This window comes from Streptacidiphilus sp. MAP5-3 (assembly GCF_041262505.1).
GTDB lineage: Bacteria > Actinomycetota > Actinomycetes > Streptomycetales > Streptomycetaceae > Streptacidiphilus.
Genome location: NZ_JBGCCL010000024.1, coordinates 100,235 through 111,940 on the forward strand (window position 1 = coordinate 100,235; position 11,706 = coordinate 111,940).

Below are 11,706 nucleotides of genomic sequence, written 5' to 3' on the forward strand. Positions count from 1 at the left end.
GGCGGCGCAAAGATACCCGCCCGGGGCCCGGCAGGGAATGCCGGGTCCAGGGCGGGCGCAAAACAGCAGGTCAGTCCCGCTCGGCCAACGCCTCGGCGGGGGCCTCCGCTCCGTCCGCGACCGGCGCGAGGGCCTCGGCGGCAACGGCGTCCGTGACGGCTGCGGTCGAAGTGTTCGCCGCGTCCTTGGCCGGAATTGACGATGCTGTAACGGTGGTCAGCGGTCGGTGGTGCCGGCTCAGGCCGATCAGTGCCACCGGGACGGTGAGCACCATGGCCGCCATGCCGATCACGAAGCTCGTGGTGAACTGGCTCTCCTGCGGCAGCGGCGGCACGCCTGGCGGCAGCCCGTGGATCAGCTTGGAGGCCAGCAGCGAGGTCACCACCGCCGAGGCGACGGAGCTGCCGACGGACCGGGAGATGGAGTTGATCCCGTTGGCGATGCCGGTCTGCTCCAGCGGCACGCTGGCGGCGATCAGCGCCGGCATCGAGGCGTAGCCGAAGGCGATCGCCGTACCGGTCAGCAGTCCGGCCAGGATCACGCCGGTGCTGCTGCCGTGCCCGAACGCGAGCCAGGCGAAGCCGGCCGCGCCGAAGACCGCGCCCACCGCGAGAGTGCCGCGCGCGCTGATCTTCCGCACCAGCACGCCGCCGATCGGGGCGGCGATCAGCGCGATCAGCGAACTCGGCAGCAGGTACTCGACCGAGGCGCGCAGCACCGAGGCGGTGAAGCCGTAGCCGGTCAGCTGATGCGGCATCTGGACCAGGTACGAGATGCCGATGAACTGCGCGAAGGAGGCGAAACCGACGAAGAGTCCGGCGGCGTTGGTGAAGGCGACCTGACGGTGGGCGAACATCCGCATGTCCACCAGCGGTGCGGCGACCTTGCGTTCGACCAGCACCCACACGACCGCCATGACCATCGCGCCCGCGAAGCAGCCGATGATCGAGCCGGACGACCAGCCCCATTCGTGGCCCTGCGAGATGCCGAGCAGCAGCAGGACCAGGAACCCGGCCAGGGTGACCGTGCCGAGGTAGTCGATCCGCCCGCCGGTGGCGTGCCCGCGGTTGGGGACGAGGAAGACGACGGCGATCAGCGCGAGCAGCGACAGGCCGGTGGAGACCCAGAAGACCGAGTGGTAGTTGGGGTTGTGGCCCTGGGTGAGCAGGCCGGTGATCACCAGCGAGAGGCCGGAGCCGAACGCCAGCGTGCTGCTGACCAGCGCCATCGCGCCGTGCAGCTTCTCGTGCGGCACCTGGTCGCGGATGATCGACAGTGCCAGCGGGAAGATCGCGGTGGCCGAGCCCTGCAGCACCCGCCCGACGATCAGCAGCGTCAGCGAGGTGGTCGTGGCGGCCAGCAGCGAGCCCGCGACCATCACCGCGAGCACGGCGACGAGCGTCTGCTTCTTGCCGTACAGGTCGCCGACCCGCCCGAGCAGCGGGGTGAAGACGGCGGCGGAGAGCAGAGTGGCCGTTGTCACCCAGCTGACGCCCGCGCTGGACGCGTGCAGGTCGTTGCCGAGCAGCGCCAGGATCGGCACGACCTGGGTCTGGGCCATGGAGACGACCATGGCCGCCAGGCCCAGGGCCAGGATCAGCGGGGTGCTCCCGCGACGGGGGGAGAGGGGAGTGCTGCTCATCGGAGCGGGTCCTTCGCCAGGTGTTTCAGTGTGTGGATACTTGAGAGCATGAAGTAAATCTGTCGAAACTTTAGGCGAGAAAGGTTTAGTTAGTCAACCTCTTCACCGGAGGGGCACCCCGGCTCTACGCTGTCGCGATGACGACTCGACCTTTCGACCTGCGTGCGGCCCGCGCGATGCGCGACTGCCTGGACGCGTACCACGCCGCCCTGATCTTCAGCCCGGCCTCGGTCCCGGTGTTCGACAAGGTCGGCCTGGACCGGTGGGGCGCCTACTTCGCCGGCCGCTCGGCCCCGCTGGGCGCGGCGTCGGAGGGCCTGGTGGAGGCGATCTTCTACCACTTCGAGCCCGCCATGGTCGCCCGGTGGATGGCGGCGGTCCGCGCCGCCGCAGCCCCTGACAAGCTGCTCGCCCTGCGACTGGAGGCGACCGACGCCGCGCTGCGCGACGTGCTGGGCGAGGAGGTGCTGGCCTCCGCGGACATGGCAGAGGCGGCGGAGCTTGCCACGGAGGCCGCGCAGGCCTGCCGCCCGGCGGGCCGCCCGCTGGGTGCGGCGAACGCCGCGCTGCCGCTGCCGGACGCGCCGCACCTGGCGCTGTGGCAGTCGATCACCACGTTCCGCGAGTGGCGCGGTGACGGCCACAACACCGCGCTGCTGGCCTCCGGCCTGGACGCCGTCGAGGTCCTGGTGAACGCGGTCGCGACCGGCCACGAGAGCCGCGCCTCCATCCAGCCGCGCCGCGGCTGGACCGACGCGGAGTGGGAGGCGGCGGAGCAACGCCTCCACGACCGCGGCCTGCTGACGGAGGACGGCGAACTGACCCTGCGCGGACGCGAGATCCGCGAGGAGATCGAGGATCTGACGGACCGCCTGGGGCTGGCGCCCTGGCAGGCGTTGGGCTGGGACCGCACGCGTCGCCTGCACGAGCTGGTCCGGCCCTGGAGCGCGACTGTCATGGAGCGCTACCTCCGCAGGGGCGGGCCGGAGGCTTTTCCTGCGGAGTGAGTCGCACCACCCACGGGCGCGGGGGCCCTGCTGATGTGCGGCTCCGCCGAGCCGGGCTGATGTGCGGCTCCGCCGAGCCGGCGCGACGCGCTGGGCCTTCGCTGGCCCTGGAGGTGCAACTACCTGCGGGGGCGCAGCGTCGACCGCTCAGTCTCCCGCGCCCAACCCCTCCGCCAAGCGCGGCGAGATCCGCTTCACCTCGCGTTGGACGCGGCGGTCCATCGCGAGGGAGAACTCGACGTCCACGACGGTGCGCGCCACGCCGCGCAAGCGGGTGAGGGCGTCGGCGAGGCGGGTGGGTTCGCCCGGCGGGAGGGGGTCGTCGAGGCCGGAGAGCAGCTGGTCGACGATCAGGTCGACGAACTGGTCGGCGAGGGCGTCGGCGCTGGCGCGGACCCCACGCGCGGTGGTGAGGACCGCGGCGAGCGGCACGCCCTCGCCGACCAGCGCCGCGGAGGCGTCCAGCAGGCGGCGGCTGACGTGGACGTAGGCGTCCTCGCCCTGCGGCCTGAGGTAACCCAGCTCGAGCGACGTGGTCAGCGCGGCCTCGGCCTCCTCCTCCGGGAAGTTGGCGAGCAGCTGCTCGCGGGTCAACGGGACCTCGGTCTCCTGCGACCAGGGCTCGGCGATCGCGGCCCGCAGGCCGAGCAACTCGGCGACGTCCTGGCCGGATTCCCACGCCGCCAGCAGTTCGGCGATGCCGCCGAGCGTGTGCCCGCGCTCCAACAGGTCGGCGATGACCCGGAGTCGGGCCAGATGGTCCTCGTTGTACCAGGCGATCCGGCCCTCGCGGCGGGGCGGCGGAAGAAGCCGGCGTTCCCGGTAGAAGCGGAGGGTTCGCACCGGAATGCCCGCCTCGCGGGCCAGCTCCTCGGTGCGGTACTCGCGGGGCTCGCAGTACTCGTGGGGCTCGCGTGGGTGGGAGGTTCCGCTCTCGTTCACGTGGTCGAGAGTAGCGATCCGGACGCCTGTGGATCATGCTCCTTTGAGTACGCGTACTCATGCGCGTCGGGTTCGTGGCGCGCATTCTGCCGACATGGCCAACACTCCGCCCGTCAGACCGGGCACGACCAGCGCTTACTCCGTCCAGGCCGTGATCTCCTTCACGGCCTCGCTGGCGGCGATGGGTCTCGGCATCGCCTACCTGCACACCGACGCGTGGGAGCGGGCGTTCCTCGCGCTGGGGCTCCTCTACGTCGTCACCTCCGCCTTCACCCTGGCCAAGGTCGTCCGCGACCGCCAGGACGAGGGCCGCTACAGCAGCCGCGTCGACCAGGCCAGGTTGGACAAGCTCCTCGCCGAGCACGACCCGTTCCGGGTGGACGCGTCCTGACGTGCACTGCCTACTGACGTGCACCGCATACTGACGCGCACCGCCTGTCCGACGCGTCGGTGTTGAGGCGTCCTTACCGGTGCCCGGCAGAATGTCCGCCGTGACAGAGCACATCGAGCCGAACGATCACCACACGTCCGCCCCCGCCGACGCCCTCCCCGCGTGGCTGCGGCGGACCGAGGGCGAGCAGCGCTGGGGCGTGACCGCGGCGCTGCTCGTGGCCATCGTCATCCAGTGGATGCTGCCGGAGCGGCTCACGATCCACCCGCACTGGCTGCTGCCCGTGCTGGAGGCCGCGCTGATAGTGGCACTGGTCGTGGTCAACCCGCACCGGCGCATCGCCAAGCAGTCGCGAGCCGTGCGCGTGCTCGGCCTGCTGCTGGCCGCAGCGGTCAGCCTGGCCAACGGGTGGTCCGCGGTGCTGCTCGGCCGGGATCTGATCCAGGGCTCGCACGGGTTCACCCCGGTGCAGCTGCTGATGACGGGCGCGGGCGTCTGGCTGACCAACATCATCGCCTTCAGCCTCTGGTACTGGGAGTGGGACCGCGGCGGCCCGTTGGCCCGGGCGGCGGGCACGCACCAGTACCCCGACCTGCTCTTCCCGCAGATGCAGCAGCAGGGGATAGCGCCGCCCGACTGGGAGCCGGAGTACGCCGACTACCTCTACGTTGCCTTCACGAACGCGACCGCGTTCAGCCCCACCGACACCATGCCGCTCTCCCGCTGGGCGAAGCTGCTGATGGCCTCTCAGTCGATGATCTCGCTGCTGGCCCTGGCGCTGATCATCGCCCGCGCCGTCAACGTGCTGCAGTAGGCGGTAGGAACGTGTTGGGGCCCGGTGGGCACAAGCCCCATTAGTCCAGCACACCCCGCCCTTCCCCGCCGGGCTTTTGCCCATGTCCGCGATTTCGAGTGAACCGCGGAATAGCGTCCGTGACCTCTGCCGGACCACGGAGGGCACGGAGGGCCGCCGCATGGGCGCCATGGGGAGCATGACCGAGCTGGGCTACGGCTGGCTCACGCCGATCCTGTCGTATCTGATGGCGGTCCTCGGCTCCGCCTTAGGGCTGCGCTGCACCGTCCGCGCGGTCGCCGCGACCGGGCGGTCCAAGCGCAACTGGCTGCTGACCGCCGCCTCGGCGATCGGCGCGGGCATCTGGACGATGCACTTCATCGGGATGCTCGGCTTCACCGTCACCGGGACCGACATCCGCTTCAACGTCCCGCTGACGGTGCTCAGCCTGGCCAGTGCGATGGCCTTCGTCGGTTTCGGGCTCTTCGCCGTCGGTTACGGCACGCACAAGTGGCGCTCGCTGCTGGCCGGCGGGGTCACCACCGGTTTCGGCGTGGCGGCCATGCACTACCTGGGCATGATGGCCCTCGACCTGCACGGCACCCTGCACTACGACCCGACCACGGTGGCGCTCTCCGTCGTGATCGCCGTGGTCGCGTCGACGGCCGCGCTGTGGGCCGGACTGAACGTCAGCGGCCCGCTGGCGGCGGCCGGAGCGGCGATGGTGATGGGTCTGGCCGTCAGTTCGATGCACTACACCGGGATGCGCGCGGTCAGCGTGCAGGTGCACCCGTCCAACACCCCGCTGCCGGGCGCGTCGCTGATGCAGTTCATCTTCCCGCTCGCGGTGGGCCTGGGCTCGTACCTTTTCCTGACGTCCGCGTTCGTCGCGCTCTCGCCCACCGCACAGGAACGTGCCGCCAACGCCAGCGCCGAAGGCCTGCGCCAACTCCCGGCGGTGACCCGATGACCGCAGCGTCCCCAGAGCCTCCCAAGTCTCCCAAGACTTCCATGACTTCCAAGGCTCCCGAGCCTCCCAGGGCGGCCAAGAACCCCGACGGCGCGAACCGCACCCGTCCGCGCCCCGCCCATGCCGGTCGCCCCGCCGACGAGGGGCTGGGCGCGGCGCACCGCCCGTCCGGCTACCGGTCCCGCCCGCTGACCGTCTCGGTGCGGCTGCGACCGCGGACCGTCCGCGCCAGGATCATCTCGCTGCTGATGGTCCCCGTCGTCTCCCTGCTCGCGCTCTGGGCCTTCGCGACCGTCACCACCGCGCAGTCCGTCGACGAGCTGATCCAGCTCAAGCAGGTCGACCAGACCCTGCTCGCCCCGATCGGCGCCACCGTCGACGCGGTCCAGGCCGAACGCACCGCCGCGCTCGCCTACCTGGCCGCGCCCGCAGCGGACCGACTGGCCACCTACCAGGGCAGGCAGCACCTCTCCGACATGGCGGTCGGCACGATGAACCAGGACGTGCTGCGCGGCGAGGACGCAGCCAGCGGCCTGTCCGCGACCCTGGTCTCCCGGATCGGCGCGCTCGACACTGCCACCGCCTCGCTCCAGCAGCTCCGCGACCGGGTGACCGGCGGTCAGCTGAGCTGGCCGGATGCGTCGACGTCCTACACGGGCGTGATCGACAGCGGCTTCGGCGTCGTCGGCTCGCTCAGCAGCGTCACCGGGGCGATCACCGGCGCGCAGAACGGTTCGGCCGCCTCCGACGCGCGGGTGCTGCTGGAGCTCTCCCAGGCCCGCGACATGCTGACCCGCGAGGACGCCGCCGTCCAGGCGGCCCAGGCGCAGGGCCGGATGACGGCGGACCAGTACCAGGAGTTCGTCGGCGCCCGCTACGCGCGCCAGGCGCTGACACAGACCGCCGCGCCGGACCTGGCGGCGACCGACAGCGCCGCCTTCCAGCAGGTGACGGCGGGTCAGCAGGCCGTGGCGCTGGCCCAACTGGAGGACGCGGTCCGGGTCAGCGGCGGCGGAACCCGCGCCGTGCAGGCCGCCGGCGCGGGGTGGACCGCCACCGCGACCGGGGTCGAGCAGCAGCTCGACACCGTGCTCACCCAGGCGCGTGAGACCGCGACCGGAGCCCAGAACGACCCCTATCTCGGGCTGCTGAGCAAGAACGGCCTGGCCGTCGTCCTCGGTCTGGCCGCAGTCTCGCTCTCGCTCATCATCTCGGTGCGGATCGGCCGCGGCCTGGTGGTCGAGCTGGTCGGCCTGCGCAACTCCGCGCTGGAGCTGGCCGGACGCCGGCTGCCCGACGCGATGCGGCGGCTGCGCGCGGGGGAGGAGCTCGACATCGAGTCCGAGGCCCCCGTGATCGAGCCCGGCGACGACGAGATCGGCCAGGTCGGCGAGGCGCTCAACACCGTCCAGCGCGCCGCGCTCACCGCCGCCGTCGAACGCGCGGAGGTGCTGTCGGGCGTCTCCGGCGTCTTCGTCAACCTGGCGCGACGCAGCCAGGTGCTGGTGCACCGTCAGCTGATCCTGCTGGACGTGATGGAGCGCCGCACCGAGGACCCGGCCGAGCTGGAGGACCTGTTCCGGCTCGACCACCTCACCACCCGGATGCGCCGCCACGCCGAGGGCCTGATCATCCTCTCCGGCGCCACGCCCGGCCGCGCCTGGCGCAAGCCGGTCCCGCTGCTGGACGTGGTCCGCTCGGCCGTGGCCGAGGTCGAGGACTACGCCAGGGTGGACGTCCGCGCCCTGCCGGGGGTCTCGGTGGTCGGCGCGGCGGTGGCCGACCTCACCCACCTGCTGGCCGAACTGGTGGAGAACGCCACCGCGTTCTCGCCCCCGCACACCCGGGTCCAGGTCACCGGCGAACAGGTCGGCACCGGCTACGCGGTGGAGATCGAGGACCGCGGCCTCGGCATGGGCAAGGACGCCGTCGGCGACGCCAACCGCAAGATCGCCGACGCCCAGCAGGCGGACCTCTTCGACAGCGACCGGCTCGGCCTCTTCGTGGTCAGCCGCCTGGCCCGCCGCCACGGCGTCCGGGTCAGCCTGCGGCCGTCCGCGTACGGGGGGACGACGGCCGTCGTGCTGCTCCCGAACGCGCTGCTGGAGACCGGCCGCCAACGCCAGCGGGACGCGGGCGGTCCGGCGATCGTCACCGCGCCGCCGATCGACGCCGAGCTCGACCTCCCGCCGCTGGCGGCTCCGCCCCGACCGAGCGTTCCGCCTGTGCCGACTGTTCCGCCTGTGCCGACAGCGCCGCCTGTGCGAGTGCCGTCCGCGCAGGCGGGGACCGTACTGCCGACCCGGCCTCCGACCGGGCCTCCGACGCGACCCCCGGCGCAGCGCAGGTCGGCGCCGACCGCCGAGGCTGCCGAGACCGCCCATGCGCCGCAGCACGGGCAAGGCCCGTCGAGCCTGCCGCATCGTCAGCACCCGCGGAGGGACCGGCAGGTGGCGCCCGACCGGATCGCGCCCGGCCAGCCTGGGCCTGACCGAGCCGAGGCCGTCCCCGCCCCGACCCCGCTGCGCCGCAACGGCGACGAGCTTCCGCGACGGGTCCGGCAGGCCAGCCTCGCCGTGCAGCTGCGCGAAGCGCCGACCGAGACACACCGGGCGCCCGACCGCTCCGACGGCACGCCGGAACGCAGCCCCGAGCAGGCCAGGGCCACCATGTCCGCGCTGCGCGACGGCTGGACCCGTGGTCGCGGCGCGGCGGCAAACGGACCGGCGATGAACGGACCGACCCGCCATCTGAAGATCCAGGAACCAGACTTCGAGAGGAAGGCCGCAGATGGCCGCGACGACCAATCCGACCCCCACCGGTGAGCTCAACTGGCTCCTCGACGAGCTGGTTTCCCGCGTCGCCCAGGTGCGCCACGCCGTCGTGCTCTCCCGCGACGGTCTGGCGCTGGGCGTCTCCGCCGGGCTGAGCCGGGAGGACGGTGACCACCTCGCGGCCGTGGCCTCCGGCTTCCACAGCCTGGCCAAGGGCGCAGGCCGCCACTTCGACGCGGGCGACGTCCGGCAGACCATGGTCGAACTTGACGGCGGCTTCCTCTTCGTCGTCGCGGCCGGGGACGGAACCTGCCTGGCCGTCTTCGCGGGCGCGGACTCCGACATCGGCCTGATCGCCTATGAGATGGCCCGCCTGGTCCGCCGGGTGGGCGAGCACCTGTACACGCCGCCGCGCACCGCGGCGGACTCGCCGTCAGCGGGATGAGAGTGATGGATCCGAACGATCCCAACTGGTTCGACGAGGAGGCGGGCCCGATGGTCCGCCTCTACGCCCTGACCAAGGGCCGGACCAGGCCGGCCAGCGAGGTCTTCGACCTGATCGCGATGGTCGTCGCCGACACCCCGTACAGCGCGGACACCCCGTACGGCGCGGACGCCCCCTACGCCGGGGACGGCCCGTACGGCTCCGAACCCGGCCTCGCGCCCGAGTCCGTCGCGATCCTGAGTCTGTGCCGCTACCGCCCGCAGTCCGTGGCCGAGATCGCCGCCGACCTCGACCTCCCGGTCGGCGTGGTCCGCGTCCTGCTCGGCGACCTCCTGGACGCGGGTCTGATCCGCGTCAGCCGCCCCGTTCCTCCCGCCATGCTCCCCGACGAGCGCATCCTGCGAGAAGTGATCAATGGCCTCCGTGCACTCTGACGCCGTCCCCACCCCTACCAAGACGCACGCTCACCACGACGCCCAGCACGACGCTCAAGAGCCGCCCGACGATCCCGCCCTCGCCCTGAAGATCCTTGTCGCGGGCGGCTTCGGTGTCGGCAAGACCACGCTGGTCGGCGCGGTGAGCGAGATTCGCCCGCTGCGTACCGAGGAACTCCTGACGGAGGCCGGCCGCGGCGTGGACGACCTCGGCGGCGTCGAGCAGAAGACCACGACGACGGTGGCCATGGACTTCGGCCGGATCACCATCCGCGACGGACTCTCGCTGTACCTGTTCGGCACGCCCGGCCAGGACCGCTTCTGGTTCCTCTGGGACGAACTGGCCCACGGCGCCCTGGGCGCAGTCGTCCTGGCGGACACCCGCCGCCTGGAGGACTGCTTCCCGTCCGTGGACTACTTCGAACGCCGCGGCATCCCCTTCGTCGTCGCCGTCAACTGCTTCAGCGGCGCCCGCCGCCACGCCGTCGAAATGGTCGGCGACGCCCTCGACCTGGAGGCCGAGACCCCCGTCCTGCTGTGCGACGCACGCGAGCGCGACTCGGGCAAGAAGGTCCTCATCGCCCTGGTCGAACACGCCAGCCGCCTGCACGCGGCGCGGATGCTCCGCTGAGCGACAACCAGGCAGCTGCAATATGAGGGGCGCGGGGAACTGCGCGACAAGCCACCCTGTGCGGTAGAGCCCGGATCGAGCAGGGCCATCCGCTCATCAGTGGTGTCTCGCGCAGTTCCCCGCGCCCATGGGTAGTGCAACTTCCGCACCTGGCAACCGCAATGGCGGTGCAACTGCGGCGCGATAGAAAATCAGGCGTCTTCCGCCCGGCGTGCAGCGGCCGCCTCGTCCTCCGCCTCCGCGACCTCGGGGGTCGGCGCCGTGCCGCCGAGGGCTGCGGGGAGCCACCAGCGGTCGTCGGGGCCGGAGGGCTGGTCGGGGTAGGCACGCTGGGCGCGCTCGAGGAGGTCGGTCATGGCCGCGCGGAGGCGGCGGGTGACCATGACCGGGCGGTCCTTCTCGGACAGGGTGATCGGCTCGCCGATGTAGATGGCGACGGGGGTGTGGCGGCGCGTCAGGTTCTTCGGGCGGCCCTTGGTCCACAGCCGCTGGGTGCCCCACAGAGCCATCGGCAGCATCGGGACCTGCGCGTCGGCGGCCATCCGCGCCGCGCCCGTCTTGAACTTCTTCAGCATGAACGACCGGCTGATCGTCGCCTCGGGGAACACGCCGACGACCTCGCCCGCGCGCAGCGCCCGAACGGCCTCGTCGTAGGCGGGCTGGCCGTCCGAGCGGTCCACCGAGATGTGCTTCATGCCGCGCATCAGCGGGCCGGAGATCCGGTGCTTGAAGACGTCGTCCTTGGCCATGAAGCGGGTCATGCGCCGGCCGGACTTGAACGCGCCGAGCCCGGCGAAGAGGAAGTCGAGGTAGCTGATGTGGTTGCTGACCAGCACGGCCCCGCCCTGGCGCGGTACGTTCTCCGCGCCGACGATCTCGATCTTGAGGTCCAGCGCGCGGAATGCGGTCAGCGCCGCCCCGATGACCGGCGGGTACACCAGATCTGCCACAGTCAGCCCAACGTCAGCGGGCCTGTGCCCGAGCCTACGGTTACGTCAGCGTAAGTTGCTGACGTCAGATGGTGCCCCTTTGGGGCACCTCGTGTCACGTAGGGAGCAGGCCGGGGCGGGAGATTGTCGTCACATCCGGACCGTTGTCGGCGGTGGTCAATCGGTGATCGATTGGTGGTCAACCGAGGGTCAATAGGGTCGATGTCACAGGTGGTTGCGCCACCCTCGGCATTCCCTTCTCGGCGCGGTGGGGGAGTATGGGCCTCGAACAGCACTCAAGGGTGGGTGTCCTCTCGTCGGCGCGCGGCAGGGCGTAAGCTACCTGGCAGTAACAACGTGACCAGTACAGGAGACAGGTCGTGAGCTTGAGGATCGTTGTCTGTGTGAAGTACGTGCCCGACGCGACTGGTGAGCGGCGGTTCGCGGAGGATTTCACGACCGACCGTGACGGTGTGGACGGCCTGTTGTCCGAGCTGGACGAGTACGGCGTGGAGCAGGCGCTGCGGATCAAGGAGGCGTCGGGTGACGCCGAGGTGACCGTGGTGACCGTGGGTGGTGACGACGCGAAGGACGCGCTGCGTAAGGCGTTGTCGATGGGTGCGGACAAGGCCGTGCACGTCAATGACGAGGATATTCACGGTTCGGACGTGATGGCGACCTCGCTGGTGCTGGCGAAGGCCGTGGAGCAGACCGGTTTCGACCTGGTCGTGTGCGGGATGGCGTCGAC

11 protein-coding genes and 1 pseudogene are annotated in these 11,706 nt (G+C 71.4%); 9 read left to right on the top strand and 3 right to left on the bottom strand.

Annotated elements, in window-relative coordinates:
* Nucleotides 1-70 precede the first annotated feature (70 nt).
* Nucleotides 71-1,642: an MFS transporter gene (locus tag ABH928_RS28020; protein ID WP_370071390.1), complete on the bottom strand. Its 1,572-nt coding sequence runs from the start codon at nucleotides 1,640-1,642 to the stop codon at nucleotides 71-73.
* Nucleotides 1,643-1,779: 137 nt separating this feature from the next.
* On the opposite strand from ABH928_RS28020, the gene ABH928_RS28025 reads away from it, so the two are divergent.
* Nucleotides 1,780-2,649 carry a hypothetical protein gene (locus ABH928_RS28025; RefSeq protein ID WP_370071391.1) on the top strand — a complete coding sequence of 290 codons (870 nt, stop codon included), beginning with the start codon at nucleotides 1,780-1,782 and terminating at the stop codon, nucleotides 2,647-2,649.
* Between the two features lie 147 nt (nucleotides 2,650-2,796).
* On the opposite strand, the gene ABH928_RS28030 is transcribed toward ABH928_RS28025, so the two are convergent.
* Nucleotides 2,797-3,591: a MerR family transcriptional regulator gene (locus ABH928_RS28030; RefSeq protein ID WP_370071392.1), complete on the bottom strand. Its 795-nt coding sequence runs from the start codon at nucleotides 3,589-3,591 to the stop codon at nucleotides 2,797-2,799.
* Between the two features lie 94 nt (nucleotides 3,592-3,685).
* Here ABH928_RS28030 and ABH928_RS28035 point away from each other — a divergent pair, with 94 nt between their 5' ends.
* From ABH928_RS28035 to ABH928_RS28065, 7 genes are all read left to right on the top strand, one after another.
* A complete protein-coding gene (locus ABH928_RS28035; RefSeq protein WP_370071393.1) occupies nucleotides 3,686-3,982 on the top strand; it encodes a YiaA/YiaB family inner membrane protein in 297 nt (98 codons plus the stop codon).
* A 100-nt stretch (nucleotides 3,983-4,082) separates the two neighbouring features.
* Nucleotides 4,083-4,796, top strand: coding sequence for a hypothetical protein (locus ABH928_RS28040; RefSeq protein ID WP_370071394.1), 714 nt, complete (start codon nucleotides 4,083-4,085; stop codon nucleotides 4,794-4,796).
* 169 nt (nucleotides 4,797-4,965) lie between these two features.
* Nucleotides 4,966-5,745, top strand: a complete 780-nt coding sequence (locus ABH928_RS28045; protein ID WP_370071408.1) for an MHYT domain-containing protein — start codon at nucleotides 4,966-4,968, stop codon at nucleotides 5,743-5,745.
* A gap of 41 nt (nucleotides 5,746-5,786) precedes the next feature.
* Nucleotides 5,787-8,570 carry a nitrate- and nitrite sensing domain-containing protein gene (locus tag ABH928_RS28050; protein WP_370071395.1) on the top strand — a complete coding sequence of 928 codons (2,784 nt, stop codon included), beginning with the start codon at nucleotides 5,787-5,789 and terminating at the stop codon, nucleotides 8,568-8,570.
* The gene (locus ABH928_RS28055) at nucleotides 8,536-8,964 is read left to right on the top strand and encodes a roadblock/LC7 domain-containing protein (protein ID WP_370071396.1); all 429 of its coding nucleotides are present in this window, start codon (nucleotides 8,536-8,538) and stop codon (nucleotides 8,962-8,964) included. The genes ABH928_RS28050 and ABH928_RS28055 overlap by 35 nt, the downstream gene beginning before the upstream one ends.
* Nucleotides 8,965-8,969: 5 nt before the next feature.
* Nucleotides 8,970-9,398 (top strand): DUF742 domain-containing protein, encoded by a 429-nt coding sequence (locus tag ABH928_RS28060; RefSeq protein WP_370071397.1) that lies wholly within the window; start codon nucleotides 8,970-8,972, stop codon nucleotides 9,396-9,398.
* Nucleotides 9,379-10,029 (top strand): ATP/GTP-binding protein, encoded by a 651-nt coding sequence (locus tag ABH928_RS28065; protein ID WP_370071398.1) that lies wholly within the window; start codon nucleotides 9,379-9,381, stop codon nucleotides 10,027-10,029. Before ABH928_RS28060 ends, ABH928_RS28065 begins: the two co-directional genes overlap by 20 nt.
* Before the next feature lie 191 nt (nucleotides 10,030-10,220).
* Here ABH928_RS28065 and ABH928_RS28070 read toward each other — a convergent pair whose 3' ends face one another.
* Nucleotides 10,221-10,979 (bottom strand): lysophospholipid acyltransferase family protein, encoded by a 759-nt coding sequence (locus ABH928_RS28070; protein WP_370071399.1) that lies wholly within the window; start codon nucleotides 10,977-10,979, stop codon nucleotides 10,221-10,223.
* Nucleotides 10,980-11,338: 359 nt separating this feature from the next.
* On the opposite strand from ABH928_RS28070, the pseudogene ABH928_RS28075 reads away from it, so the two are divergent.
* Nucleotides 11,339-11,706 (top strand): annotated as a pseudogene (locus tag ABH928_RS28075) (electron transfer flavoprotein subunit beta); the annotation flags it as partial.

What these genes read in the sequence shown, in the direction of transcription:
- ABH928_RS28020 (WP_370071390.1), bottom strand. Translation starts at nt 1,642, where the DNA reads ATGAGCAGCACTCCCCTCTCCCCCCGTCGCGGGAGCACCCCGCTGATC.
- ABH928_RS28025 (WP_370071391.1), top strand. Translation starts at nt 1,780, where the DNA reads ATGACGACTCGACCTTTCGACCTGCGTGCGGCCCGCGCGATGCGCGAC.
- ABH928_RS28035 (WP_370071393.1), top strand. Translation starts at nt 3,686, where the DNA reads ATGGCCAACACTCCGCCCGTCAGACCGGGCACGACCAGCGCTTACTCC.
- ABH928_RS28045 (WP_370071408.1), top strand. Translation starts at nt 4,966, where the DNA reads ATGGGGAGCATGACCGAGCTGGGCTACGGCTGGCTCACGCCGATCCTG.
- ABH928_RS28050 (WP_370071395.1), top strand. Translation starts at nt 5,787, where the DNA reads ATGACTTCCAAGGCTCCCGAGCCTCCCAGGGCGGCCAAGAACCCCGAC.
- ABH928_RS28055 (WP_370071396.1), top strand. Translation starts at nt 8,536, where the DNA reads ATGGCCGCGACGACCAATCCGACCCCCACCGGTGAGCTCAACTGGCTC.
- ABH928_RS28060 (WP_370071397.1), top strand. Translation starts at nt 8,970, where the DNA reads ATGGATCCGAACGATCCCAACTGGTTCGACGAGGAGGCGGGCCCGATG.
- ABH928_RS28065 (WP_370071398.1), top strand. Translation starts at nt 9,379, where the DNA reads ATGGCCTCCGTGCACTCTGACGCCGTCCCCACCCCTACCAAGACGCAC.